The following is a 26,749-nucleotide window of genomic DNA, read 5'->3' on the forward strand; positions in this document are numbered from 1 at the left end:
ATCTAATCACAAGCCAAATAGGAGTAGTATCTTGGTAAGAACCAACCTAGTTTTTGGAGTAGAGCCTGTAATGTTTTGGATGGAAATTGATTGGTATTAATGGAGAAGGCTATTTCGTGCTGATCCGTTTCCGGGAGATAGAGGAGTTTGATTTGGGGATCGTTAATACCAAAGTGCTGCATAATTGCTTCAAGTAAGTTTATTGAGGCAGTCGGCAAGATCTGCTTCGGCACGTTGCTGATGTGAATATCAGTGCCTTCAGGAAGCATAGTGGCATGAGGTTTATCTGTTTTGAAGAGATGCTCCTCTGGTTCAGCAAACGTTCGGTAAAGATGAAAACCCAGGACGTCTCCGTAGCTGAGATCAATCGCTTGATTTGGTTTACGTGCCTCAATGCTTATGCCAACTCCTTCGTTAATTAAAAAGCTATCGATGAGCTCAGGAATGGTATAGCAGTGTTTACTAAAGAGGTCCTCAGAGATGTTTTCGCTAAACTCTAGATTATAGTAAGTGAGGCCTGCTGGATTGAAGATGATTTCTGGTTCTCCACATATGAAAATAGCATGAGGCAGGCATGTTATAAGGCGATTATGCCAGGCAGCTTGTCTGTTATTTTTGTCGATTTCAAAAAGTGCTTTTAGTTCTTGGGTAGCTGAAATGGCAGCAGACTTGTTTTTGAGTGCATCCATAAGTTCAATATTCTTTTTAAAAAAATACATTGTATCAAAATAATACAATAAATAAAATTCACCGTCTCTAAAAAAGTAAATCTTGGCAATGGCTAATTTAATAGTTCGAAACAATCCTTGATCTTTTAGGTCCGTGATTAACGCTTATTCTTCTGTAACAGCATTTGGTGGAGTCATTCATGTCTCAATTACGATAACAGGGCTAGAACCAATGATTACACATAGTACCTTGAAATATGGGAAATGATTTCGTTTCTTTCTTGCCATCTTGATTCTCTATCATATAGAGAATCAAGCAGTTGTCTGAAATTAGAGACCCATTTATTAAAAATATCAATTAGGCATAATCAAAATGATAAGCCATTGAAGCAACGAGTTCATTTAAATAGAAATGTTTTGTTTCAAAAGGTGAGATTGTACTAACAGTTGCTCTCACTGGATCATAAAATGCATTTGAGGTACGTAATTTACCGGCATCAACCAAGCGGTACCCTAGCCCTATATTAACATTACTATTGAAAAAGTAATCAACTCCTACCCCTGCATCCCATGCAAAACTGGTTACAGAATCTCCAGCTAAACGTATGTCGTAGGCCACAGAATTCGAGTTAAATGCCATCTGTACGTTTCTTAAAGTACCCATTTGATTATAGGAAAGACCAACTCCTCCTTTAACGTAAGGAACAAAGCCCCCCCAATTGACCTCTGGTTTTAAAATCAGATCGAACAGGAACGTTTGTATTTTAATATCCCCAAGTGTCTGAAAACGATCCTGAGCGAAATAATTTGGATCATTTGCATCAATACCATAGGTAGCCTGTAAATTATAATCGTAGCCACTGCGGTAATCCCAGCTCAACTGAAGGGCTACGTTAGGATTAATTATATAACCCGCAAATAATCCTCCAAAACCCGTGGTGCCCAGATCACGTGACCAATCAGAATTATTTGGGGCAATAAAGACGTTTCTGTTACCTTGACCTAATTGGGGTTCAAAATGTGTCTCTGCTGAAATAGACGCACCACCTTCAATACCAACGTAATACTTGGGTACGGAAGGAGAAACATCTCCAACAGGACCTGCGGTACCCGCGAAGGACAAATGAGTGCTGCACAGGAGAACTGCAGAAGAAATGCCTTTTAAATTCATTTGAATTAAACTCCAAAAAGATGGTTGTACACTGTAAAAATCGTGTGAATAGTACATCTTAATTGAATTCAGTTCAATTAAGTGATTGAATATTAACTATTTATACTAGAGCCAATTATGCTATTGGCATAAGACCGGTGATGGTGTTTCTTCAAATCAAAATCATTTTGGGTTGAACGGGTTCATTCAAAGTAGCGTGGTTGCAGCAATTGTCTCTTGAGCACATCTTTGCCTACGCCTCGCAGCTTTGATTGCGGAACGGCAGTGCTAAAATATTGGATCAACCATGTCTAGACATTAGGTAGCTGCCGTTAAATAAATCTAAGCCGAATTCCCGCGGCGAAGACCGCGGGAATTCGTTTGAGATGCGAGTATATGCTAAATTGCCGCAGAAAAACTGGATGATGAACTGGCAATATTTTGTTGTGACGCCTGTTCTTGTAATGAAGCAAATGCTTTATCACGTGTTGAAAACATTAAAATATCAGGAGTTCGTAAATTTAGATCGGGGTTGTTCTCAATCAGACTCAGGCGAGCATCATGATATCGTTCGGCCATCAGAGAACCCAGTTCTGAATTCACTCTCGTTAATAAAGCGACATCACTAAGTTCGCTTGGCTGAATTCCTTCTCCAACCCCTTCCACAATGAAATTAATCGTCGAACTTAGACCATGTCGCTTCAATTCAGTGTCAAAAGCACGCTGTACCTGTCGCGCCATTCGTCCAGAATAAGGTTGCTCAGCGATGATCATAAAACGATAAACACCATCTAAATCCGGACTCAGCTCTGAATTGATTATCTTTTTCACCATAATTGCTGCGATGTCTTTAGCTGCCTGAGCAGTCGTTGCGCGCCAGTGGCCGTCTTGTACGCCGCTGTCAAGTATGGCAATTGGTTTTCCTGGACACATTTTCTCCAACAGGCAATTAACCATCATTGTTTCAGTAATACCTTCAAGAAAGGTTCTTCGTGCGGCTCCGCTGCCTTTTTCAACAAATTCAGCGCTCTTTCCGGCGGCTTCTGCGACGGTCAGCATGACCTCCTCGCTATCCAGACCTTTGGATAATTCCCTATTGCCGCTAAGGGCCCAAACCGGCCCGCAGTCTATTGACAGTCGGTTAAAATATTCAATTCGTGGTATGACTCGCACAGAGGCGGCACCCATAATCGCTGTACCACAATAAGAATTTTTCATCGGTGGAAGAGGAGTAACAACCCCCATTTTTGTCACTAAATCACAGAACTTGTCTGTATGCTGCTCAAGCCAGCTCCTGGTTTGTAGCTTGTCTCTTTCTACGCCAAAGTTCCTGTCAAAAGCTGTTTGCTGCAGAAATACTATCAAATCAATAATATCTTCAACCTTAAAGCGGGGATCATTACAAAAATATTCAAAAAAAACGTCCGTATCAAAATCGCCATTAGCACGTGCACGTAAACAAGCTTTATTCAACTGGCTTACTAGCTCGTCACTTGAACAGCCAAACGACTTGGCGGCCGCCAGGTAGTCTATGGCTTTTTCCAAGAGTTCCGTACTCAAATAACCAGCAAGTTCCAAACAAGTAAAAAGTGCTGCGGCATGTTCTTTGGGCTCAATCTTGCCAATAACATTTCCTTGGGTATCTCTTAGGGAGATCGTGCTGATGTTGAGATAGTGTAAAGCTCTCGCGAGATTTGGATGCATGATGTAATCCTGTTGTAAAATGATGACAAATTGTATTGTATGTATATTTTATTTTCAATAGTGGCTTGTTTTTTTAAATACAATTTTTTGAAAGAAGGGCGGACACTGGTGAGTAAGTTTCTGCATACCCTAATCAAGATTTAATAATTACCTCGGAAAAACTCCAAGGTAACTTTTACGATTTGGATCAAATTTATCATTCGTCAAACCAAAATCATTATCATTTACGACGAAGAAATAGTCATCCGTAACAACAAGTCCTTCGAGTTTATCAGCAAAATCAAAACCTGATTTTGTCAGATCCAGCTCAAGTTTTTTCTGAAGAAGGCGAGTATTACCTAATTTGAAACTGAAAATTTTATGAAAACTGTTAGGTCCAGTAAGACTGTTTTGTTCAATGACATAAAATGTTCCGTCTCGTGTCACTGATAAATCCCCAATTTTATCCGCTTCTGGAGAATCTAACGGATATAGGAATTCACGTGTTACTTGTTCCGTTGCCGGATCAAACTCGACGAGACGAACGAGATTTTTTTCATTCGAGAGTGGGCTTTGCAATATGGCATAAACTTTGTTGCCATAGCAGGTCAGTCCTTCAAACCCACGATTGAGTTTTCTTTGGGCGAGAATTTCAGGCAAGCCTTTGCCTGGTGAATAACGCTTAAGGAGTATTCCTTCAGCAGAAAATTTTGCTATAGATGGCCTGTATTCCTCTCCGATCCAGACTATTGTCGATGTTTTGCACATCGATTCAGGATCCAATCCATTGGGATCAAACTTTAGAACCGTTCCTTGGGTGTTAACAGGAACTTCATCTCCTTTCTGATTTGGCAGCCCCGTCACATTAGTTGGGATGTTTTTCAGAACGTTTACCTTTTTTGATTTCAGGTTTACTGAAAACTGAGTCCAATAGGGGTGGAAGGCAGGATTGAGAAAAGGTCTCATGATTTCATTTTTTGAAGAAAGAAACTCTGTTGCGTTCGGTCCACGATCCGTCAGCGACCAGAAGGTAAAATCATTGCCTTGATTTGATTCAAGTACCAGGCCGGAATTGCCCATAAACTGTGGAAGTTCGATGAATGTCGCATTTGGTTGTTCTTTATCAGGAGTTGAACAGGAAGCCAGGAGCAACAGAATTAAAAGGAATTTCATCGATCACTCTCCATGAGATTATAAATCAACAGGTTTATAAGCAAATGATGGTATGCTTGATTATGGATATTAATTGCATTTAAGCATACTCAAAAAATTGAGGTTACTTATTAGTTTAGAATAAATATTTTAAAGTGAGATCATGGAGTAAGGTCATATGCAGATGTAGGCAGCTATTGTCTATGAATTTGTTCTTCATTGATCTTGAATTGCTTATTATTGATCACTATGATTGATGTTGATACAATGCTGGCCTGTTTACAAAGAGGAATTAAATAATGAGTGCATCACAGTCCGATCTCAAAGACAAACTTATCGAAGATCGCATCTTGGAACTGGTCAGAAAGGGTTTAAGAGATAGTTTCATTTTTGATATTACTGCAAATCCTCCTGTTACGAGCGACCAATGGTTCATAAGAAAAAGCAGCATGCCTTACCATGTGACTCTGGGTATTCAGCAGGATGGAAAGCCTTTATGGGTACGGATCACTGAGCAAGAGCTGAATAACCTATTGGATGGTAGCTCGAAATGGTTAAAAAATAATCATGGGATACTTGAACTATCCAAACTTATCTTCCCTCCAGAGGCAAACAATTTAATGTTCCCCGAGAATAAAACGAAACCTGCCTCTGCAGAGCCTTATGATGAAAGTTTTACAGTTGATGAAAAAGACCTACTCAAAGTGATTAGAGAGGAGTACACCAGTTTTCTCATATTTGAATGCAATGCCAATCCTATGATTAATTCTGATCAATGGTTTTTGCGCAAGAGCAAGAATTTGGATCATATTACTTTGGGTTTGCAAACGAATGGAGAGATTAAAACGATTGAACTTACAACGGCTCAACTGGACGAACTTTTGGCAGGTACTACATTACCAGTAGTTGGTTACAAACTGGAATTGTCCAAAATGGTTGTTCCTAAAGAGGCAAAAGATTGCATCTATCAATTGCAACGATCTTGTCCACGCTTTTTTGCATTCGTTGGGGTTAATGACAACAAACACCCGGCATTTCAAAGTTTTGTGCTCAGATAAGCCTATCGACGAAACCGCTTAAATTTTAACTCTCATCTTGAAGGGCAGCACCCAACGTAGCCCGGTTGCCCGCAACCGGGTTTTTTGATTTTGAATTTAATCAGAACGCAACTGGCTACCTGGTTGCAAGAAAATAGCTAGTAATACTACGCAATTTGCGCAGTATTTTAATTTTTTTATTTCAGTTCTTAGATCGATAGAAATCAAATAAAGAAGTGCGTGTATCTATTAATTAAATAGAAACTCCTCTTGGACGTGTTTGGTAAACATCTTCCCAATGTTTGTTCGGTGAAGCCCTTTCGCGGTTAAAGAAGCTTGGGAGGATTTTTTCAGAGTATAATGTTGAGGTTTTTTCTCTCTTATGGCCTCTCGGTGAAGGGGGTTCAGAGGTAGAAAGAGCCATAACAATATCTTCAGCATCGTCTTCACTTTTAAAGTTTTTACGGATTTTATTGTAGGTTTTTTCTAAATGTTCTGGCAACGTAACTACAGGTTGAGACTTTTCGTTTGCAATAGATACTAAAACAACCATTTTAGCACTCTCAAAGGTTTTTATTGCTTTATCAGCTCTTTTTATGATGCGCTTACATCGTGTAAGTTTAGCTGTTTTTTCTGCCAGGAGTGTTTTTAACGATTCAGAATCTTTGTCGTTCTCTAGTTTGCTCGTTAATCTGCAAATCGAACGATTTAGAATTTTAACTTGTCTGGCAAAACGATCTTTTTTGTCTTGAGTTTGCTCTATGTTTTCGTTAAACGTATTGATGTCCCTAAAACGTAATAGCAAGGGAGTGAAACTCTTTGCATGCTGTTGATCCTGGATGTGGTGGCGTAATGCGGCGGTGTTTTGATAAGGCGTATTAAGTTGACACATGCGGTTGTATGCTCTAAGCACTGCCAGAGGTAATCCATGCTCTAGTTGGGGAGTAGCCAGGGCCTGCAGGTTAGTAAAGACAAGTTGAAATCCTTCATAGGAACCGATTTGAAGCAACTGGCTAGCCACGCTTACCCAGCGTCTGAATGCACTCAATTGTGCGTCAGGCAATCCTTTATGCTGATTAATATCCTGTTTGACGAAGAAGGACAGGTGGGCATGCACTTCATAATATTCCTTTACTGCCTGCTTTGAGTATGCCCAAAACCAGAAGCAGTTCTAAAATCGTTCATAGGAATGTTCAAAAAAGCCATGCGCAGTTTATTGTCTACCAACTGTGCATAATCTTCCACTATATTCTTTTCAATAATTTCATATTTTTTATGGATTTTTTTGGAACCAGCTATTTCTCGTTGGATATCACGGTTAGCAATGGCCAGATCCAATTTTTTTGATGCCATAGGTTGTTCCCAAAGGTTGGGTTTGGTAGTTAATAACGCAGTGAGCGCATTTTTACTCATTAGCTCTCTCACTTAGAATTTAATACAATTCTGGTTTTCATTAATAGGCTTAATGTACTATTTTGGGGCAAAATCATCCAGGGATTATTTGCAAATAATGCAACAAAATGTCCTCTATTGGCTGCAGTATGTCTTATAATAGCTTGTCTACAGAAAGCGGTTTTTTAAATTTAGATCATAAAAATTCCGCCTACTGACGTGCGCGGCTCTATTATAGGACCACCACAGAATATGCACCAGTCTACTGCAATTCAACTCATGGAACCAATTAGTTGGAAATGCTGCCATTGAAGGAAGTACAATTGCTGGGCTACAAGCCCATTGTTGCACTATCTCCTGTACTTTTTATAAAATCCTATTCCATTAGGATTTTAATCGGTTGTCATTGTATTTTTAAATTTAATCCTACTATAATGGGATTAATGAATAATTAAATCGAAATTCTTATATTAAGTCTACTCTAGTAGGATTATATGGCCAAGCAAATTAAAAAATTAAAGACTCCTAATCTACAACAGCCGTTAACCGTAGAATTGTTAGGGGAAGTCATTAAAGCACGCCGAACTCAAAGTGATTTACGGCTAGAGGATGCGGCTGCTTTGTGTGGTGTAGCCAAAGAAACCTTTATGAAAATCGAACATGGGCAATCGAACTGTCAATTGGCAAGTGTATTACAGATTTGTTCCGGTTTAGGAATAAATCTGTACATAAAGCCATGGATGGAACATGGTGAGGATGAAAATGATTGGAGATAAGCAGGACTTGGATGTCTATCAGGGAGAATATCAAATAGCCCATATCACGCTTATCGAGGATCAATTGTATTGGAGTTATAATGCCAATTGGCAAAAGACAGGATATGCTGTTTCTCTACACTTACCTTTAGATGAAGATATTCCATCATCAAATGTGCAGCGATTTCTGCGAAATTTATTACCCGAAGGAAATCCTTTAGAAGTATTAGTTAATATTTTTCATTTAAGTAAATACAATACATTTGGACTTATTCAAGCTTTAGGATTGGATACACCCGGATCATTAGTGATCTTGCCATCACATCAAGAACTTCCTAAACATGGGAATTTTCGACTGATAACTCAGGAGGAGTTAGAAGAACGTTTAAATCATCGTGATCTCTATAGTTTAATAGTTTGGGATGGAAAACCACGTCTTTCAGTTGCTGGAGTACAAGATAAAATTAACGTGGTGTTAAATAAAGAAGAGCAACTTGGTTTTGGAGAAGGCAGCTTGTGTTCTACCCATATTCTTAAATTTGAAAAACAAAAATTATCTTATTTAGTTTTAAATGAATATCTAAGTATGCAGCTCGCTAAACGCTGTTCATTGAATGTTGCTAATGTTCAGATGAAACGCTTTGGTCAGCATCCTGCTTTATTGGTGGAGCGTTTTGATAGGAAAATGATTACCACTAATATAGTGCAAAGACGCCACTTAATAGACGGTTGTCAGGCATTGAATTTACCTCCGGAATATAAGTATGAGCAGAATTTTGGAAATAGCCGAGATGTGGCCAATATAAGAGATGGGGTAAGTTTGCCCAAGCTATTTGATTTTGCAAATCAATGCATCAATCCTGCAAAAACCAAGCAACAAATACTCGACTGGGTTTTATTTAATATCTTGATATTTAATTGCGATGCTCACGGTAAAAATCTCAGTTTTTTTGTTGGGGCTAACGGCATTTCTCTCGCACCATTTTATGATTTAGTTAATATAAAAATGTATCCTGAATTTGAGCATGGCTTGGCGATGGCACTAGGGGATGAATTTGAAGAGAATAATATTAATGCTTATCAGTTAGCTGATTTTGCAGATACATGCCAGTTGCCAAGATTATTAGTAGCTAAACGTTTAAAATATTTGATTAGAAAACTAACTGTTGCTTTGCAAGAAGAAATCAGCCTTATTTTGATTAATGATAAAGAAGCAAAATATTTAAAAAAATATCAGGAAATTGTCATTAAGCGATGTAAGCATTTATTAGAGCAGAGTGAACTTATTCATTCAATGGAACTCTAGTGCTTCTTATAACTTTAAGATCTTGTAAAACCTTTGGAAAATAGCCAACAATAACCCGAGAAATCCAGATGAGAATTTTTTGTTGAGTCAAATATTAGTCTAATGGACGGGACATTGGGGATAAGTGGGACAATCACATAAACGCTCGGTTTAGATGTCCCAAGAGAGAAAAATTCTATAGGGACACATGGGACAATTGCCGCAATAAAAATTTTTTCACTATCATTTAATATCAATCAGATCTCAGGCCTTGAAAGCGCTTGACACCCTTTTAAATTACACGCAATATTTCTCACGAGCTCTACGCTTTTACAGGTTAACGGTACTGTGAAAGTAAAGGAAAATGAAATATCCAAATTGATATCAATCTGTAATTCCACAGAACCAGATGGTAGATACATCCTTTTGCAATTGGAAATACCGCCATTAGAAATAGTGCTAAACAATTATTGAAACAAAAATATTTGGAAGAGTTTAAAAAGAGCCGTAAACCTAATACCGATGATTACCATGAGTTTAATAAGCTAACAAAAATAATTAATAGTGCTTTAGATTGTTAATATGTTGTCTACATCGCGTTTACATGAAATTGATGAGATTGTAGTTTTGAGTCTACATGAGATTTTAGATATTTGGGTAACCACCACGTAAGTCCTTGATTTACATGGTGGCCAGAGGCGGAATCGAACCACCGACACGAGGATTTTCAATCCTCTGCTCTACCGACTGAGCTATCTGGCCCCAATGGGGTGGTATTAAACTCCGATAAGCGTTTGGAGTCAAGCATTGTTTACATTTTTTTTGAAAATAATTGTTCTTGATAGGCTACAGCGATGTGTGCGCCTAATAATGCGTTGCTTTTAATTAGCTCAATATTGGCTTGTAAACTTTTGCCGGCAGTTAATTCAGCAATCCGTTTTAATAGGAATGGGGTGACTGCTTGTCCTTTAATGTGCTTTGCTTCTTGATGCGCTTGTTGAATAAAAGGGGTCATTTCTTCGTCTGATATTTCGGCCTCTGCGGGAATGGGATTGGCAATAACGATGCCGTTATTCATATTCAAATGACGTTGAAACATCATCAGTTGTGCTACTTCCTCGGCGCTGTCCAAGCGATGAAGAACGGGTATGCCGCTGGATCTGCTGTAAAAGGCTGGGAATTCATTGGTCCCAAAACCGATAACGGCTACTCCATGCGTTTCGAGCACTTCAAGGGTTTTGGGCAGATCAAGAATGGATTTTGCGCCAGAACAAATTACGGTGACTGGTGTAGAAGATAATTCGATAAGATCAGCAGAGATATCAAAACTGTTTCCTGCTTCCTGATGAACGCCTCCTATACCTCCGGTAACAAATAAGGGTAATCGTGCCAAATGCGCGCAGAACATAGTCGCGGCAACCGTTGTACTGGCGGATATTTTTTTGCTTAGAACATAAGCAATGTCCCTGCGGGAGGCTTTCATTACATCTGTAGATTCAGCCAGATGTTCCATAATCTTTTTGGTCAAACCAATGTGAATTTTACCCTTGTAGAGAGCAATAGTTGCTGGAATCGCACCATGATTACGAATAATGTCCTCAACTTCATAAGCTGTATTTAAATTTTCGGGGTGAGGCATGCCATGAGAGATAATCGTTGATTCAAGAGCAACTACTGGTTTGCGATGTTCTATTGCTTCTAAAACTTCTTCATTAATTTCGAGCAGATCATGGAACATAAAGGGATCCTTTATTCTTTAGCTACATAGCCAGAAGGCTTTTCCGAACCTTCACCAAAAAAATACTTTTGCATTTCTTCTTTCAAAAACTCACGGGATTTGGCTTCAATCAGGTTTAAACGGTATTCATTGATTAACATGGTTTGATGTGAGAGCCACATAGTCCATGCTTGCTTTGATACTTCATTAAAAATCCGCTCACCCAGCACGCCGGGGAATGGAGCTTTTTCTAATCCCTCCGCTTCCTGTTGTAATTTACAACAAAAAATTATTCTACTCATCTTGTGCCTCTTTAGTTCATTAGGGAAGCACATTATGCGTGAATCTTTCATCCAGTCCAAGTCCTATTCCTTAGCAGTGAATACAGAAGTCAAACGGAATGATTTTTAACCTGAGCTTGCAGAATGTGTTGCGAGAGTAACTGTTCCTGTTCGGCCGTTAATTGAGTAAAGGCAACCGCAGTACGGTAGTGCGCTTCATTTTGAAACTGACTGTAAACGACTACTGCGTCCACAATAACCGGAACCATTTTGGGTTTGGTGTAGATTACGATTTTTAAATGGGTTTTTTCTTTGATCAACTCGGTTGTTTTAAATGCCATACCACCCAAACTGATGTTCACTTTTCTCATCTGCAGTGTTCCTGTCATCAGAATGTGGCGGGACAGATAATCGATTTTGGCATTGAGCAGGTTGAGATAATGAGCCATGGCGGGTTCTCTTACGGCTAATGCCTGCGTTAATTCCGCCAGTTCATAATCAATATTTTGAAAATATTGAGTGGCTTCCATATATTTTTGTCCGTTTTCACCCAGCAGCTGATTGGATATGGATAAATCGGAACAAAATTCACCGGGTGAAATTATTCGATAATCAAAATAGATGTGATCATCGATGCGAAAATGTTGGCGTCTTTCATGTACTGGCATAATTGCTCCATCAAGTCCACTTTATGTTGCATTAATTTCAATGTACCTAATTACTAGATTCGAACCGTCACTTCATGCGCTCTATCCTCAACCACCCCGTGAACTATTTCTGGCACAGGTATAGGGATTAGCGGTTGCGCCGTTATAAGTTCAAACTCAGCTTCCAAGTCATCTTCAAGAGCTGCTAGTGGATTTATCTGTGCGAATCCATCCACTACAGGCCCATGCGCTGCTAATTGAATGTGAATGGGTGCTGCGGGCAATTGTAAATGGTCGATCACGCGTTGTGCATCCAGAGATAAAGCCTGGCTTTCCCTTATGGCATCAGAATGATTTGTTGCCAGGGCTTCCTTTTGGATGCAGGCGGTAAGAAATCCCGTAAATTGTGCATCAGCAAGTTTGTTGTTTGCAATTGCCTCTCGGACAACTGCATTGAATTCAGATACTCTATCCAGTTTTAATGCAGCCGAAAATGCTTCATTAAGTTGTGCTGGCAATAGTAAGGGATTTATCAGTTTTTGCAGCTGTTGTTGCGCGTCAAAATAGAATTTCTTTAATACATGCATGCCCATACCTTTGTCTTTGGCTGTCCTGATCCATTCTTTTAAATTGGCTTCAGTGCTCATTATCGAGTCGAGCTTGTCAGCAGGGTTACGTTCGGGAGCATTCATTACGGTTTTATAGGCTGTTATCTCATCAATAATTTGGGCTCTGTTCCCTTTACCATAAGCCTCTTTAATAGAGGCTAAATCCGCATTTGCCAGATAATCGGTATCTGGATCCAAAGCCACGTTGAGTTCTGGATGCAACATCCCTTCCTGAAGTGCGTTGAGATGCTCTGTGCTGATGGTGATCACTTTCGGGGAAACAAGGGTCAATGAATCACCACCACCATGGCGCTTAATGAATTGAATCATCTCTGGTGCAATTTTGGAGTTAAAATTAATTTGTACGCTGCCATTAGTTAAATCGTTAATGGATTCGATTTTATTGCTTTGACGAGTAGTCCAGGGATTTTTAAAGGGTCGCCCATCGTCGCTAAAGAGTACAGGATTATGAATCAGTTTTTCCAGGATCAGCGCTTGTCGAACTTCATCCGAACTAACATGGCCTGTTGTTTTGGGTAGTACCTCATCTATATTTTTAATACGACTTTCAATTTTTGTTTTAATGGTGAGGGCATCATTCTCAAGTGCTACAACCTCTTTTAATTCATCGGTCAGTTTATCTCGTGTTGGTTTATCCAAGGCACCGCTCAATTGTTCTCTCAGAAAATCGGCTTGATTGCGATGTTGCCAGGCAATATGATTGGCATATTGAATTATTGTTCCACCCAACTCTTTAAGATGCATGATGCTTGCAAATTTCGTAGTCATGGATGAATCTTCAATAAGTGTCCGATTGCGTCCCTGCCCATGGCGTGTGTGCTTCATGATGAATTGATCGGGTTGAAGGCTCAAACGGGAATCAAGAATGAATTTGTCGCTGTCCATCACTACCTGATCAAATATGAATAAGCTTCTGCTGTCTCTCAGAGCTTTGTTCTGGCAATATCCTCCTACTGCATCAGTATCACTACACAAATAGAAAAGAGCCAATGAATTGCCAAAATCGTCAACAAATTGATCGGCCTGCATTCCTTCCCCTACGGGTTTAATTGTTGAGTAATGGGTGTAGGTTTGACCGCTGATACCTAGTCCGGCAGTAAAGGTTTTTCCAGATGAAAATTCACTGAGTAAACGAATGTTATCAAAAGGAACAAACAGGGCTGGATGTCCATTATGTGCAATGGTTGTAGACGAGCTAGTGTCCAATCCCATCAGCCGGGAAATATTAAGAGCCATCGCTTCGCGTTGCACTTCTTTTATATTGCCATGTTTTGGGAGTTTTATTATGGCTTCTGTGCTTAATTTGAATTGTGCTCTGTCATTATTGTAGCTGTCGACCGTTAAATCATCCCTTGCATTGAGATGGCCTAACTGGGCTTTGACACTGGCTAGTGAAATCAGGGCAATTTTTTCTGTAACGCCACCAGCAGCCTCAGCCAGAGTGCAATAAATTGATGTGGCACCATTGTCCAGTGGAATGTTGATTCGCTCCAGTTGATTAATTTTATTTAAATCCAACAGGATATTCAGTCTTTTTTGCAGAATGGCTTTTTGAGGATTCGCGTTATCCAGAGGTTTTATTTGCTCGTTTAGTGCTTTGATTCGTGAACTGACCTGCTCACTATTTGCTGGGTCAAACACAGTCGCGCCTGGGAAAGTTTGAGTTAAAGCATAAAGCTTTGCTCTGCTGTTCTGGATGCCGTCTGTTAGTTCTGCATCGGATGCTATCGGTGTAGTTGTAGCGCGAGCGTAATAGTTGTCTTTGGGTAATGCACTGATATCTCTGGCGTTTCGCCAGTACTGCAACCCGAATTCAGCACGTTGCTCACTGACACTGGAAAGCGCTGGAGGTGTGCCCGGAGTCAAGGCAGTAGAATAATTAAGAATATTGGTTAGCTTTTTCCATTGATTGTCATCTTCTTCCAGAGCGGGGAAATCAAATAAGCCCTGATTGTTGAGGTCGATATGATCCAGTAATGCATCCAGGGCAGCATAAGGAGCGAGCGCATCATCGCTCAGGTTCACATCATCAGGCCGTACGCTTTGTTCCTTAATGTAGCGTTTGATTATTCGTGCTTTTTGTTCTGCGTCCACTGGCTATATCCTTATAGTATCAACTAGACTTATCCTGGACTTACGAAAAAAGCTTAATGTCTTTTGTCTCGAACATGGAGTTTTTCGTAAGTCATGTTATCTACAACTATAGACAATGATTTGATCAAATGGTATAAAATGGGTACAAATTTTTATTTTGGAGACGCAATGAAAGAAAAACTACCAGCTAAAGAAAAGGTTGTTTCTTTTTTGACAAACAATGAATTTGATAAAGCTATAAACGTTTTAGAACAATGGAATAATGAGCAGTTAGCAGAATTTCTATCAAGCCATGCTCCATTGTACCCAAAGCTAAAAGAACCACAGTATAATCAGTTTTGGGAACAACGCAGAAACGATTTGCGTCTACCAGGCTTCTCTGAGTTTCGTTTCATGGCTCAACCGGGTATCAAGGACGCAGATTTTGTAATAGGCTATTTCTTGTATTTACTGCGATTAAAATCAAATACTGCTCAGCCTAAGGATGCGCTTACTTTTGTTGGAGTAAAATCTACTGACTATTTATCATTTCATAGTATTCGATCCTATTTACATCAAATCTTTATGAATCTACGAACGGCTACAGAGGATGAGCTGATTAAACTGGCCGAATTTTTATATAACCTTGAATCCTTTGCCAAAAAACATCAATGTCCCGGGTATTTATTGATGGCAAATGGCTATATGCAACTGGCATTGAGTTATCAAAATCTGGAAATGGAAGCACAATGCGGTGCTGCTTACACCTTGTGCTGGAAATATTTGCATTTAGCTGCGTTGACGGAGAGTGACTCGAAGGAGTCCATTAATAACGCGTATTTTGGTAAAGGTATTGTGTTGAGTAATCCATTTAAATTAGCTTCAATTGCCGACATGAAAAATCATTGCTTGCGTGCTGCAGGCAGTTATTTGTCTTCCGAGGAGCGGCTTGGAGCGGAGCGGGCGGGGTTATCCATGCATCAGCATACGCCTGTTTTGAGGGAGCCCGATGAGGGCATAAGACCTTCGATATGAATGCAGGGCTGAACTCTTCCGAATCTATAAACGAGTACTCTGCAATCAGGTTATTTTAAAAAAAATCCCCGCATTTGCGGGGATTGTCGGGGTGTTATAGGGGAGCATTGGTATTTAACGGTGTCCCATTTTCATCAGAAGAAATGGGTTCCCAATTGATGTCCTCAACTCGTGACCTTTGTGGGCCTTTCGTTTTAAACCGATTACTGCCGTCGCCTCTAAGAAGAGCGGTTCTGACACTATCCACTTTTTTAAATCTGGAAGCTCGTGCGCTAGGCTCAGCTATAATCGCTTTTTTGCTACTGAAAATACCCAAGTCTTTTATAAAGGAAAAGGACATTCGTTTTTTACTGTTATTAGACACTTTAATAACAACCGTATCTGTTTCCAGTGGCAATTCTCTTTTAGTCTTCCTGGAGGATTTAATTGAAGAGGATGAACTGGAGTCTTGAGCCAATCGCTCTGCCTCGATCTCTTCATCTGTTTTTATTTTCATAGTCGATGAGGGTAAAGAGTCTAATGCAAGAAGCGAACTGTTCGATTTATCTTTTCTAATGACCATCGTACCTGAGGGTAGGGAATCTACTGATAAAACCTCCTCATCTGATATGTCCGTTCTAATAATCATGGTTCCTGAAGGTAATGAATCTGCTTCTACAGAAGCCTTGTCATCAAGAGACTTAGACGATGCTTTTAATGAGATATGGCTGTCGTGCTCCTCTTCTGAATCACTGCTGGCTGAACTTGAATGTTCCGATTCTTCTGAGTCTTGCGGTAAAATCTCATTGACGTGTGAATAGATAAACTCTTTAAAACGAGCCGATTGTAATCTTCCTAAATGATTGAGTTCCTTAGGTGGAAGGAATTCTAAAAGAGAGAAGTGCATTTGAAACTCCTCCCCTTTAAGATCTTGTTTTATTTTTACCGTCGCTATCTCTTCATTTGAGGCGCGGTCCACATTGAATAAACCAAAGGTTAACCAGTGCAACGCTTTTCTGTACCAAGGTGCTTTATTCCATTCTAATTTGAATAATTCAGCTTCAAGGGATTGAGAGCATTGTTTGAAATAGCTATGGCTGTATTCTCTATAGCATTTTATTGCAAGTTTTTCCGCCATTCTGGTTAAACGAGTTTCTTTGGGCTCGCTCGCGGATATTTTTTTAAATACTTCATTGGCGCGAAGTAAAAAATCTTTATTATAAGCACTTAACGCGCTCGGGTTTATGAATGATTGTGAAATGCTCTGCAGAAAACCGTCATTTATTTTCTCATTCAATAGCGCTTTTATCTCGTCAATATCTTGCTGTATGCCCAGCAGCTCTGAAGGAAATGCCTCTTCCACTTGAGCATAGAAATTGTCCGGTGTCATAATACGAAACTTAAGCAGGGATTTAAATTGATTAATCGTCATGCGTTTCTCTGGTTCAGGACGAGTTAATTCTTGCACCAGGAGTGATAAATTGATGATTGAATTTGAAGGTGAGTCAAAATAAGATGCAGCACTTTTATCTCGGTCTCTGAACTCTGCGGGCAATTCATCTAATTGCGTTAATATCAGGAATTCCTTTAATATCATTCCCAATTGAAACGCCATAAATTGGGGCATATTCAGGACTGTAGTGTTCGCCTTTTCGTTAAAATCGATTCCAAAAATGTCAAAATCAAGGCAATCAAAGTATTCGTCGGGCGCATGAGCAGGGCTACTGCGCACTGTATTAACTAACGGATGTTCATTTTCAATCAGTGTTTTTCGGTCACTAATTAATAACCGGTTGTTATTAGCAAGAAAATTGCTGAGTTTCATGTCCGGGTGATACGCTTTGGTATCGATTAACAAGGAGCAAAAGTGGGTTATTTGAGCAAAATAATATCCAGCGACAGATGCAATTTTACTGGCTGGTTGGTTATGTAACTGTTTTGCTACTTCAGTCAAGTTACCCTGATTAGCAAATTGACTGAGTACTACAGGTCTGTATTCAACTGGCGATAAATGATTTTTGAGTACTTTTCTGAAGAGTACATAATCTTCAATGAAATACATCGATACAGGATGAGAATGAAGCCGCTGTTCCAGGCTTAGGCTGTCTCGGTCTTCGACACGAAAAATCAACTGTTCATCCCAGCTACTCATTGTGAATTTGAAGTTCGCGTTATTGCCGCCATCCCCCAGAGGTTCTGTTTTATATTTGATCCTAAATGGAATTGGGTTGGAAATTGGTGGATTTCCTTTAATGGCTTGAATTTTGGGTTCTACCATTTCTGAAATAATGATTTGCTTTTCTACTTTTGTCTTGATTTTATGATTGGTTTGAGCGAGATTTGCGAGTCTTAGGGAAATGGCCGTGTATTCATCACCGGATTCATCAAACGTTCTATTTAGCAAAATGGCATCCCGATCTTGCATTAATGGGTATTCAATGTTGGGCTGCTGATCTTGTTCATTGTTAACGTCTGCCTCATCGACAGGTTCTTTTTTTGCATACCCAGCAACTGCCAGAGCAAATTGGATGCCTTTTAAAAAGAACGATGCGTGGGGATTGATGGGATATGCTTTAAGATGATCCAGAAAACTGTTTTTATTGGTGTTGGTCATCCAGTCATATAATTCAGCATTGGGCGAGATAGTGTTCAATAAATAATTTATTTTGTGTAAATAAAAGAGCCGTTTAATGTGTTCATCTTCAGGGATTGAATTGTAGGTGTTTACCAAATCAACTAAAGGTTGAAACTTTTTAGGGGCTGCTAACATCGGCATAACGGACTCCGGGTGATATAATTAGAGCAAAATTAGATTAATAAGATTTTATATAAAAAATTTGAACAAAAATAACACACTTGTATTGCTTGAGCAAGACTATTTTATAAGCAACACGAAATAATTTATCACTAAACGGCTATATTTTTACTCTGTGGCTGTTGGTTCTTAAAAAGCTTGAAAAGAGAACAGTTGTTGTAAAATTTAATAGTTATCAGTTCAGAGACTATCTTCAATGAGGTGTTTTATGCTTTAATATTCCTTATTTATCTACATCAACTAAAGGGTTTGTTATGACTTTTGTAGTTACAGAAAGTTGTATTAAGTGTAAATATACTGATTGCGTTGAAGTATGTCCGGTTGATTGCTTCTATGAAGGGCCTAATTTTTTGGTCATACACCCGGAAGAATGTATTGACTGTGCTCTTTGCGAACCTGAATGTCCAGTGAATGCGATTGTCTCTGAAGATGATTTGACTGATGAGCAGCAACACTTTAAAGAATTAAATGCAGAGCTTGCGAAAGCCTGGCCAAACATCACGGCCAAAAAAGATGCTCCTGCTGATGCAAAAGATTGGGACGATGTTAAGGATAAACTTCAATATTTGCAAAAAGAGTGGAAGAAATAACCTCACTCGCTGAATCCTGTCGGCGAATTCTTAGCGAAAAAGGGCGGCTTTCCACCGCAATTCCTGGATTTGTTGCCCGAGCCCCTCAATCCGATTTGGCCGTAGCCATTGCTCAAGCCATCGCACAGAAAACGATTCTTGTTGCTGAAGCAGGGACGGGAACGGGTAAAACCTTCGCTTACCTGTTACCGTGCTTATTAAGTGGTAAAAAAGCACTTATATCGACAGCTACCAAAACATTGCAAGATCAATTATTTCAAAAAGATTTGCCTACTCTGGTTCGCGCCCTGGGGTTATCGGCGCGCATCCAAAATTTAAAAGGGCGTGCCAATTACATTTGTCAGCATCGAGTTCAACTGCATGCAGAAGAAGGACAATTTCAAAGTCCGCAATGCGCCCATGAAGTGCTGCACATTAGGGACAAGCTGTCTCAAATGAAGGATGGCGAGCGATCGGAGTTACCCGAGATCAATGAAGATTCACCCGTTTGGAATTATGTAACGTCTACAACCGACAACTGTCTGGGCGCTGAATGCCCTAATCACGAAACCTGTTTTTTAGTAAAGGCTCGTAAACGAGCTATGGATGCGGATATTGTTGTCATTAATCATCACTTATTTTTCGCTGATACTCGTTTGAAACAGGAAGGATTTGGGGAATTGTTACCGGGTGTTGACGTGATTGTATTTGATGAAGCACACCAATTGGCTGAAATAGCCACCCATTTCAACGGCGAACGTATTGGCACGCGTCAATTTGCCGATTTGGTTGACGACATTATCGGTGAGTGGCCTGTTTTGGATCTGGCGAACCAACCTTTGAAAGCCATACGTAACAAATCAGATAAAGTGATGGATGAGCTTTTGAATTCCATCCCTTTTCGTGAAGACAGGGTGAGCTGGGATGAGGTACACCGAAACAAGACATTTAGGGATGTCTGGGATAGTTGGCTGGCAATTAAAGAGGAACTGTTGGCCTGTTTAAGTGACGAACATATTGCTGAGGTTCCTGGCCTTGTCCGCTGCAAGGAGCGTTTACTGGAACTGGATCAAACTCTGCTTTCATTTTCGCAGTCTGCAAAGGATAAAATACGCTGGCTTGAACGGTTTAAACAAACTTTAGTGTTTCATGCGACTCCATTTGATATCGCCCAAACCTTTAGTAACCTGCTACGGCATCATGAATGCACTTATGTATTTACTTCAGCAACTTTAACCATGGCCTCTTCGTTTGATTGTTTTTGCAAGCCTTTAGGCTTGGGGAGTGCTCAAACTTTGTTATTACCCAGTCCTTTTAATTTTCAGGATCAAGCCTTGCTTTATATGCCGCGCGGTTTACCTGATCCCAAAGATTCTGGGTATTATGAAGCATTACTTGAACGAGCTTTGCCTGTCATAAATGCCTGTGGTGGACGATGTTTTTTCTTGTTTACAAGTCATAAAGCATTAAAATTAGTTGCCCAAATGCTGAGCAATACTTTAGACTACCCACTATTGATTCAAGGGTCAGAGGCTAAACCCATTTTATTGGAGCGATTCCGTCAATTAGGGAACGCGGTATTATTGGGAACCGCGACTTTTTGGGAGGGGGTTGACGTCAAGGGAGAAGCGCTTTCATGTGTTATCATTGATAAATTACCTTTTGCAAGCCCGGTTGATCCTGTTACCCGTGGTCGAATGGCCTTTTTAAAAGAAAAAGGGTTATCAGGCTTTGATGAGTTGTCTTTACCTAATGCAGTGATTGCTTTAAAGCAGGGGGTCGGTCGCTTGATTCGAGACATTACCGATAAAGGGGTTTTGATGATAGCTGATCCGCGGCTTACTTCGCGAGAGTATGGCCGTAACATATTGGCCAGTTTGCCTCAAATACCACGTACACGTGATGAGCGCAAAGTGTTGCATTTTATTAAAGAGTTGGCGCTGGATTATGAAACTGTTAGCGATTGATACTTCCACTGAGCAAGCCAGCGTGGCTGTTTTATCAGGCGAAGAAATAACGTGTGAGGAGCAGGGGAGCCAAAGAACTCATGCTCAATTATTATTACCCATGATTGACCGTCAAATGGTTCAGGCTGGTTTGCAACTGAATCAATTGGATGGAATAATTTTCGGTTGTGGTCCTGGCAGTTTTACTGGGTTGCGCATAGCCTGTAGTATTGCCAAGGGATTAGCTTATGCCCATGATTTGAATTTAATACCCGTCAGCAGTCTGGGGGCTATCGCCTGGGCAGCTCGAGAACATGCGGACAGTCGCAACGCGTCTGTTTTAGCGGTATTGGATGCGCGAATGCATGAGCTGTATTGGGGGTATTTTCGCTCAGAGCAATGGGTAGCAGAGGAGCAGGTTAATGCGGCGCATGATATTTCTCTGCCTGAAGATCAACCCGTTGTATTGGCTGGAGTTGGCATTGAGCTGTATTGGAATGATTTTTCAGATTCAATTAAATCTCAAGTCAGCACCCAATTGAATGTATTTCCAAATGCAGCGGCCATGATAAAATTAGTGCAGAATACGGGTATTAATCCGGTTCCTGCAGCACAAGCTCAACCTGTATATGTGCGCAATCAGGTGACTCAAGGAGATTCTCGTGGATAAAAAATTATTGGAACTGTTAGTCTGTCCTTTATGTAAAGGTAAATTAATCGTTAAAAAACATGAGCTTATATGTAAATTTGATCGTCTGGCCTTTCCTGTACGGGATGATATACCGGTTATGCTGGAACATGAGGCACGGATTCTTTCATTGGAAGAAAAAGATAAATTATGAGTACTCCTTTTCATGTGATCATACCCGCACGATTTCAATCGACCCGCTTTCCAGGCAAACTACTCCAGGAATTAAATGGTTTTACGGTTATTGAGCGTGTGTACCGACAGGTTCTTCTGGCACAGGCACAATCGATTACCATTGCTACAGATACGGAATCTATTGCCGAGCATGCGCGAGGCTTTGGTGCAGAAGTGATTATGACTTTGCCCTCTCACCAAACAGGCACAGACCGGATTGCGGAAGTTGTGGCAAAGGGGAATTATGCCGCGGATGATATTATTGTCAATGTGCAAGGGGATGAGCCTTTTATTTCTCCACTATTGATTCAACAAGTAGCTCAAGGATTAATTCATACCGACGCACCGATGTCGACTTTGTGCTGGCCAATAACCAGCCTGGACCTGTTAAAAAATCCCAATGTCGTTAAAGTAGTGCGCAATAGAGATAACCATGCGTTGTATTTTTCCAGAAGCATCATTCCTGCAAACAGAGAGGATGGTCTGTCCTTTGAACACACGTTTCGCCATATTGGTTTGTATGCTTATCGCGCTGCGTTTTTACTGGATTTTGTGACTTGGCCAGTGTGTGAGCTTGAACGGCTTGAAGCCCTTGAGCAGTTACGGGTTCTATGGGCCGGTTATTCCATCAAGGTAGAACAAGCCTGTGTCGAACCTTTGCAAGATATTAATACTAAAGAAGATTTAATCAGAGCCAGGCAAAATTTAGCGGCTAGTTTAGATCAATAGGAGCTGTTGACATCTCATTCTTTGCAGGTCTGCTTTCCACGACTTGTTCGGCGTCGAAATCTGAATTATCAACAGCCCTTAGTTTTGCATCATATAAAATATTAATACCAGGTATTAATATCTTATATGCGCTGTTAATAATCAGTTAACCAATCCAGCTGTATCATTAAATCTTCAGATATCAAATGGTATGCCAACCAAAGGAATGCCAGTCTCAGAGAATAATTGATTTATCAATGATAAATGAGGTGGTTGAATAGTGTCCTGACTTTGTTCCATAAATCTTTAGAAAATGTACTAAACTTCATTAATAGAGAGCTAATATGGAATACCAGCCTTGAGTGGATGGAACATCAAGGTGTTCAGGACCCTGTAAATTCCGAAGTTATTGAGGAAGTGCTATCCATTTGATTTTAAATCCGCGATTTATAGGTGATGAATATGTTTACAGTTGAAAATAGCGCTCAAGGTAATTGCATGTATGAGGCGTACAGCATTTCATTAATGTATTTTCTTCGCGCAAAAAATAACTCTCAAATAACAGATACTGTACTCAATAAATTTGGTCTTACAGAGGAAGAGAAAAACCAATTAATTCCTTTGATCACTGAAAATCGGGATCAAAAATTCTCACGTGAAAGCATTAGAAACATTATTGAGCCAGTACTTGCTACTAAAGCAAGGGCCTTAGGAGCTCGTCAAACGCGTGAGGATTTTATTAATCGTCCACTCACAACCGGTTTGTATACATCCGCACAATACGGATTAGAATACTTTTTTAAATTTGGTCTTCGTGAATATCCTGAATCTCATTTTTTGACCAGTGATTTTACAATTAGAGATTATACTGAAGCAGAAATTTATAAAGTAGCGAATATAAAAAATACAATGCTGGCTTTTGCTTTAGAAAAAAGCGAGGAAGTCCACGCGAAATTTGAAGCTGAGTGGGCCAAAATAAAAGACACTGTTGAGCCTCGGGATGTTTCGTTTCGTAAAGGCAGAGTTTTAGATGAAATTATTGCCGAAAAAACGATAGAGTTTTTTAGCGCAAATAACTACCGTAATTTAGATGCTTATATATCTCGTCTTGCTACCAATTATGTTTGGGGAACGGAAGAAACGCTGCTGACCATTAACCGGGCAGTGCAAGGAGAGCATTTTGTTCGTAATGATCAAGATAGAGTAGACACCTACTACGACACGGTAATTAATTTACAGATTCGTGTTAATGGGCGAGCACCTGATTATGCACAAGCTGAACAACCTGATTTGATTCTTAATAACAGCAATAATATTCATTGGAATTCGTTAATACCTCTCTATATATCTAATCCGGAGCAAGCTCAGTTAGCAGCGGAGCAAGAACAATTAGCGCAGCAACCAATATCACTCATGCCTGATGAGCCGATAACGCATGAATCTCAGGATCTACTTGATGCTGAAAGTAAACAAATTCTAAATGATGAGGAGTTGGCTCGACAAATTGAGCGATTAGAGCTTGAAACTCTGCGTCAAATTGAATTTGATCGTCAAATTGCTGAGCAAATGAAAGCAGATGACTTAGCTGTTGCAGAACAAATGAACCACTTGTTAGAGCAAGACAGACTATTAGCTGAGCAAATTCAAACTGAAGAATTAGATGCTAAAGCACAACTGGTATTAGAAATGCAACAGGATGAGCTTTTAGCTCAGCAAATTTCTGAAAAAGAACAGCAGGCTAAAGCACAAATGGAGTTAGTCCCTCATCATGATGAAGATCTGCCTTTGCATAGTCCTGATGGAGAAGATCTGGATAGCGCGCAAAGAGATTTATTGGTTCAGCAGGATGCTCATTTAGCTCAGCAGGTTTTTGAAGAAGAACAGCAGGCTAACTTAGCGGCTCACCAGGTTGCTCATGAAGTATCGCGTCTTAACGAGCAAATGGATCTCATTACGCAACCTGTCCCAGCCATAAATGCAACTAATGCGAAAGCTCAGGCAGCCAATACAAAATTCGAATCCTTAATGGCTGAGTTTGGCAAAAAGGTTGCAGATTTGAATCAGAGAGCAATTAATGCAGTAAGATCAGGAGATATCACACAGGCTGAGTCATTGAGAACAGCACACGGTGTTGCTGAAACTTTATTAGAAAATTTAGTTTCAGCTAAATCTGCTTATGATGTAAATCCTAATAAAGAATCCTATCAACACTTTAAAACCCAATGTGTTGCGAGTATCGATCAAGCACGGCCTGAGCTCGAGCGCCATCGCGGTCTGAAACAACTTTTGGGTAACATTGTGCTGGCAGTCATTGGACTTGGAGTTGTTTATTTGGCTGCTGCAGCCCTAAACAAAGCGGTTACCGGTAATTTCCTGTTCTTTAAAACAAATACTGCAAAAATTGTCGATGAGATCAAGAGTAATGTCGATGAGTTTGAACCGACTCAGCCCAATCCCAAATAATTTAAAATTACTTCACGACCTTATGATTTAATAGAACTGCCGAATTCCAAATTGATTTTGGGAATTCGGTGGTTTTGTTATTTGAGGAGTTGGATGTTCATAAACGATTCCAGGTACTGAATCTTATCGGTTATGACACTGTTTTCCTGGTCACGATTCTTTTTCGAAGATACAAAATGAATGCTGGAATCAACATCATCACAATTCCTATAGAGAAAATCTGCCGAAAATGTGCTGCTCCGCCGACATCCATACTTTGTTCCGGAGGAATAAATCCAACGAATAAGGTGATGGAACATCCAAATAATCCCAAAATGCAAACCAGATAGTATCCTGTTTTGCCTCCAGGTATTGCGAAGGGTCTTTCCAGGTGTGCAAATTTACTTTTTAAATTCCAGGCTGCAATAAACATCAGAACATACATCATCATGTACAATTCGGTGCTTAGATCTGTAAAGAGCCAATATATGGCATTGACACTGGGGAACAGTAAAAAGCCGCTGCACAAAATAGTGACCAGCACCGCTTGCAATATTAATATGCGGGATGCAATACCATGTTTATTCAATTTACACATAAATTGCGGTAAAAAATCCTGCTTTGCTGCCATGAGTAAACCCTTGGCAGGAGAAATTATCCAGTTAATCATACTGCCGAGGCTACCTAGCAGAAGAAGAAATACCAACAGAGGCATTAACCAGTTTAAATGATAAGCCTGGAAGAAATTATCAAATGCCCTCATGACCCCATCAACAAGGCTTATCTTATCTTTGGGTAAGACAAAGGCTATGGCCAGAGAGCCTAATATCATAGTGAACAGGATTAATAAAACTGAAAAAAACATGGCCTTGGGGAAGTTTTTTTGTGGATCCCGAACATTTCTGACATGAACAGCGGCCAGTTCCATTCCAAGAAACGAGGTCATAATCGCAGTTAAAGATACCCAGGACTGACTGTCGTGCCATTGGGGTAATAAATGTGGCAGGCTTAAATCAATTGCAATCGGATGACCTTTGATCAGCCAAATAATTGCCAGGAGAATAATGAATCCCATAGGAATGATCATTCCAACAATCGCACAGAAACCGGCAAAGGTGGCTGAGGTTCGTAAACCGGATAATCCAATTAAAGTTAACGACCAAAAAATGATTAAAATCACGGATATGAGGTAGTATTTATTTTGAGCGAGTTCAGGATTGATGAGATAGGCTATGGTGCCTGCTATAAAGGACAATATTGTGGGATACCATACAAGGGTATTAATCCATTGCAGCCAGATGGTAAAAAAAGCGACGTTTTCTCCAAAGGCATGTTTTACCCAGCTGTAAATCCCACCTTCCTCTTCAGACCAGGTTGATGATAGTTCAGCCGAGATCAGTGCAACCGGGATTAAAAAAATGATGGCAGAAAAAATAAAAAAGAAAATCAGGCTTGAACCAAATAAAGCAGTCCCAGGTAAATTTCTGATGCTGTCAATTGCCCCAGTTATGAGTAATACCAAAGCGAGCACCGATATTTTTTCAGAGGACCAGTTTTTCATTGATTTTTCGAGCTGATAAAAAGATATACATTATACAGTAACTTAGGTCTTGAGGTGAACTTTTATTTTTGCAAAATCCATTATAATGTCATTTTTTATGGGGTACTTGAAAATTTGATCTTAAAAGGACTGATTATCTTATTCTTTTTGTTATGGATGTTATCTAGCAATGTTTAATGAAAGATGTTTGATCCCCTCATCCGCCTGGCGGCACCTTCTCCCGGAGGGAGAAGGCTAATCATGGCAGATGTGGGGGATATTAAAACATTAGAATAGCCTTCTCCCTCCGGGAGAAGGTGCCGCCAGGCGGATGAGGGGATTTAAAAGCATATCATTATCTGAATACTTTCCAGAGAAAATCCC

General features: G+C 40.0%; 22 protein-coding genes and 1 tRNA gene. 10 read left to right on the forward strand and 13 right to left on the reverse strand.

Going from position 1 to position 26,749, the window contains the following annotated elements; genetic code table 11:
* Positions 1–2: 2 nt before the first annotated feature.
* The 4 genes from G543_RS0115495 to G543_RS0115510 all read right to left on the reverse strand — a co-directional run bounded on the left by G543_RS0115495 (position 3) and on the right by G543_RS0115510 (position 4,674).
* Complete coding sequence (locus G543_RS0115495) at positions 3–689, reverse strand: hypothetical protein (protein WP_028385333.1); 687 nt, start codon at positions 687–689, stop codon at positions 3–5.
* 337 nt (positions 690–1,026) lie between these two features.
* Positions 1,027–1,839 carry an outer membrane protein gene (locus tag G543_RS0115500; protein WP_028385334.1) on the reverse strand — a complete coding sequence of 271 codons (813 nt, stop codon included), beginning with the start codon at positions 1,837–1,839 and terminating at the stop codon, positions 1,027–1,029.
* 378 nt (positions 1,840–2,217) lie between these two features.
* On the reverse strand, positions 2,218–3,522 hold the full coding sequence (locus tag G543_RS0115505; RefSeq protein WP_028385335.1) for a hypothetical protein: 1,305 nt from the start codon (positions 3,520–3,522) through the stop codon (positions 2,218–2,220).
* 147 nt (positions 3,523–3,669) lie between these two features.
* On the reverse strand, positions 3,670–4,674 hold the full coding sequence (locus tag G543_RS0115510) for an esterase-like activity of phytase family protein (protein WP_028385336.1): 1,005 nt from the start codon (positions 4,672–4,674) through the stop codon (positions 3,670–3,672).
* A 278-nt stretch (positions 4,675–4,952) separates the two neighbouring features.
* On the opposite strand from G543_RS0115510, the gene G543_RS0115515 reads away from it, so the two are divergent.
* Positions 4,953–5,711: a hypothetical protein gene (locus G543_RS0115515; protein WP_028385337.1), complete on the forward strand. Its 759-nt coding sequence runs from the start codon at positions 4,953–4,955 to the stop codon at positions 5,709–5,711.
* 232 nt (positions 5,712–5,943) lie between these two features.
* On the opposite strand, the gene G543_RS0115520 is transcribed toward G543_RS0115515, so the two are convergent.
* Entirely contained in the window at positions 5,944–6,807 is an 864-nt protein-coding gene (locus G543_RS0115520; RefSeq protein WP_028385338.1) for a hypothetical protein, read from the reverse strand.
* A gap of 14 nt (positions 6,808–6,821) precedes the next feature.
* Positions 6,822–7,103, reverse strand: coding sequence for a hypothetical protein (locus G543_RS0115525; RefSeq protein WP_028385339.1), 282 nt, complete (start codon positions 7,101–7,103; stop codon positions 6,822–6,824).
* A gap of 473 nt (positions 7,104–7,576) precedes the next feature.
* On the opposite strand from G543_RS0115525, the gene G543_RS0115530 reads away from it, so the two are divergent.
* The gene (locus G543_RS0115530; RefSeq protein ID WP_028385340.1) at positions 7,577–7,858 is read left to right on the forward strand and encodes a helix-turn-helix domain-containing protein; all 282 of its coding nucleotides are present in this window, start codon (positions 7,577–7,579) and stop codon (positions 7,856–7,858) included.
* Positions 7,839–9,143: a HipA domain-containing protein gene (locus G543_RS0115535; protein ID WP_028385341.1), complete on the forward strand. Its 1,305-nt coding sequence runs from the start codon at positions 7,839–7,841 to the stop codon at positions 9,141–9,143. The genes G543_RS0115530 and G543_RS0115535 overlap by 20 nt, the downstream gene beginning before the upstream one ends.
* A 665-nt stretch (positions 9,144–9,808) precedes the next feature.
* Here G543_RS0115535 and G543_RS0115540 read toward each other — a convergent pair.
* The 5 genes from G543_RS0115540 to G543_RS0115560 form a co-directional block, all read right to left on the reverse strand.
* Positions 9,809–9,884: transfer RNA gene (locus G543_RS0115540), tRNA-Phe, on the reverse strand.
* A gap of 49 nt (positions 9,885–9,933) precedes the next feature.
* A complete protein-coding gene (locus G543_RS0115545) occupies positions 9,934–10,860 on the reverse strand; it encodes a pseudouridine-5'-phosphate glycosidase (protein WP_028385342.1) in 927 nt (308 codons plus the stop codon).
* Between the two features lie 11 nt (positions 10,861–10,871).
* Complete coding sequence (locus tag G543_RS0115550) at positions 10,872–11,141, reverse strand: oxidative damage protection protein (protein WP_028385343.1); 270 nt, start codon at positions 11,139–11,141, stop codon at positions 10,872–10,874.
* An 89-nt stretch (positions 11,142–11,230) separates the two neighbouring features.
* Positions 11,231–11,788, reverse strand: a complete 558-nt coding sequence (locus tag G543_RS0115555) for a PilZ domain-containing protein (RefSeq protein WP_028385344.1) — start codon at positions 11,786–11,788, stop codon at positions 11,231–11,233.
* A 53-nt stretch (positions 11,789–11,841) separates the two neighbouring features.
* On the reverse strand, positions 11,842–14,490 hold the full coding sequence (locus tag G543_RS0115560) for a hypothetical protein (RefSeq protein WP_028385345.1): 2,649 nt from the start codon (positions 14,488–14,490) through the stop codon (positions 11,842–11,844).
* A 168-nt stretch (positions 14,491–14,658) separates the two neighbouring features.
* On the opposite strand from G543_RS0115560, the gene G543_RS0115565 reads away from it, so the two are divergent.
* Positions 14,659–15,504, forward strand: coding sequence for a DUF5630 domain-containing protein (locus tag G543_RS0115565; protein WP_133141361.1), 846 nt, complete (start codon positions 14,659–14,661; stop codon positions 15,502–15,504).
* Positions 15,505–15,598: 94 nt separating this feature from the next.
* Here the strand turns inward: G543_RS0115565 and G543_RS18140 are convergent, their stop codons facing one another.
* On the reverse strand, positions 15,599–18,259 hold the full coding sequence (locus tag G543_RS18140) for a hypothetical protein (RefSeq protein WP_051190744.1): 2,661 nt from the start codon (positions 18,257–18,259) through the stop codon (positions 15,599–15,601).
* Between the two features lie 293 nt (positions 18,260–18,552).
* Between G543_RS18140 and fdxA the strand changes: the two genes are divergently transcribed.
* From fdxA to G543_RS18525, 6 genes are all read left to right on the forward strand, one after another.
* A complete protein-coding gene (fdxA, locus tag G543_RS0115575) occupies positions 18,553–18,888 on the forward strand; it encodes a ferredoxin FdxA (RefSeq protein WP_028385347.1) in 336 nt (111 codons plus the stop codon).
* On the forward strand, positions 18,876–20,834 hold the full coding sequence (gene yoaA, locus G543_RS0115580) for a DNA repair helicase YoaA (RefSeq protein WP_028385348.1): 1,959 nt from the start codon (positions 18,876–18,878) through the stop codon (positions 20,832–20,834). The genes fdxA and yoaA overlap by 13 nt, the downstream gene beginning before the upstream one ends.
* Entirely contained in the window at positions 20,815–21,483 is a 669-nt protein-coding gene (gene tsaB / locus G543_RS0115585; RefSeq protein WP_035922543.1) for a tRNA (adenosine(37)-N6)-threonylcarbamoyltransferase complex dimerization subunit type 1 TsaB, read from the forward strand. The genes yoaA and tsaB overlap by 20 nt, the downstream gene beginning before the upstream one ends.
* Positions 21,476–21,655: a Trm112 family protein gene (locus tag G543_RS0115590; RefSeq protein ID WP_028385350.1), complete on the forward strand. Its 180-nt coding sequence runs from the start codon at positions 21,476–21,478 to the stop codon at positions 21,653–21,655. The genes tsaB and G543_RS0115590 overlap by 8 nt, the downstream gene beginning before the upstream one ends.
* Positions 21,652–22,404 carry a 3-deoxy-manno-octulosonate cytidylyltransferase gene (gene kdsB, locus G543_RS0115595; protein WP_028385351.1) on the forward strand — a complete coding sequence of 251 codons (753 nt, stop codon included), beginning with the start codon at positions 21,652–21,654 and terminating at the stop codon, positions 22,402–22,404. Before G543_RS0115590 ends, kdsB begins: the two co-directional genes overlap by 4 nt.
* Positions 22,405–22,845: 441 nt before the next feature.
* Positions 22,846–24,846, forward strand: a complete 2,001-nt coding sequence (locus G543_RS18525) for a hypothetical protein (protein WP_051190745.1) — start codon at positions 22,846–22,848, stop codon at positions 24,844–24,846.
* A 130-nt stretch (positions 24,847–24,976) separates the two neighbouring features.
* Here the strand turns inward: G543_RS18525 and G543_RS0115610 are convergent, their stop codons facing one another.
* Entirely contained in the window at positions 24,977–26,386 is a 1,410-nt protein-coding gene (locus G543_RS0115610) for an APC family permease (RefSeq protein ID WP_028385352.1), read from the reverse strand.
* Positions 26,387–26,749: the final 363 nt, after the last annotated feature.

Source organism: Legionella moravica DSM 19234 (assembly GCF_000423305.1).
Taxonomy (GTDB): Bacteria; Pseudomonadota; Gammaproteobacteria; order Legionellales; family Legionellaceae; genus Legionella; species Legionella moravica.

Coding starts and splice junctions, on each gene's coding strand:
- G543_RS0115495 (WP_028385333.1), bottom strand. CDS start 689: ATGGATGCACTCAAAAACAAGTCTGCTGCCATTTCAGCTACCCAAGAA.
- G543_RS0115500 (WP_028385334.1), bottom strand. CDS start 1,839: ATGAATTTAAAAGGCATTTCTTCTGCAGTTCTCCTGTGCAGCACTCAT.
- G543_RS0115505 (WP_028385335.1), bottom strand. CDS start 3,522: ATGCATCCAAATCTCGCGAGAGCTTTACACTATCTCAACATCAGCACG.
- G543_RS0115510 (WP_028385336.1), bottom strand. CDS start 4,674: ATGAAATTCCTTTTAATTCTGTTGCTCCTGGCTTCCTGTTCAACTCCT.
- G543_RS0115515 (WP_028385337.1), top strand. CDS start 4,953: ATGAGTGCATCACAGTCCGATCTCAAAGACAAACTTATCGAAGATCGC.
- G543_RS0115525 (WP_028385339.1), bottom strand. CDS start 7,103: ATGAGTAAAAATGCGCTCACTGCGTTATTAACTACCAAACCCAACCTT.
- G543_RS0115530 (WP_028385340.1), top strand. CDS start 7,577: ATGGCCAAGCAAATTAAAAAATTAAAGACTCCTAATCTACAACAGCCG.
- G543_RS0115535 (WP_028385341.1), top strand. CDS start 7,839: ATGAAAATGATTGGAGATAAGCAGGACTTGGATGTCTATCAGGGAGAA.
- G543_RS0115545 (WP_028385342.1), bottom strand. CDS start 10,860: ATGTTCCATGATCTGCTCGAAATTAATGAAGAAGTTTTAGAAGCAATA.
- G543_RS0115550 (WP_028385343.1), bottom strand. CDS start 11,141: ATGAGTAGAATAATTTTTTGTTGTAAATTACAACAGGAAGCGGAGGGA.
- G543_RS0115555 (WP_028385344.1), bottom strand. CDS start 11,788: ATGCCAGTACATGAAAGACGCCAACATTTTCGCATCGATGATCACATC.
- G543_RS0115565 (WP_133141361.1), top strand. CDS start 14,659: ATGAAAGAAAAACTACCAGCTAAAGAAAAGGTTGTTTCTTTTTTGACA.
- G543_RS18140 (WP_051190744.1), bottom strand. CDS start 18,259: ATGCCGATGTTAGCAGCCCCTAAAAAGTTTCAACCTTTAGTTGATTTG.
- fdxA (WP_028385347.1), top strand. CDS start 18,553: ATGACTTTTGTAGTTACAGAAAGTTGTATTAAGTGTAAATATACTGAT.
- tsaB (WP_035922543.1), top strand. CDS start 20,815: ATGAAACTGTTAGCGATTGATACTTCCACTGAGCAAGCCAGCGTGGCT.
- kdsB (WP_028385351.1), top strand. CDS start 21,652: ATGAGTACTCCTTTTCATGTGATCATACCCGCACGATTTCAATCGACC.
- G543_RS18525 (WP_051190745.1), top strand. CDS start 22,846: ATGTTTACAGTTGAAAATAGCGCTCAAGGTAATTGCATGTATGAGGCG.
- G543_RS0115610 (WP_028385352.1), bottom strand. CDS start 26,386: ATGAAAAACTGGTCCTCTGAAAAAATATCGGTGCTCGCTTTGGTATTA.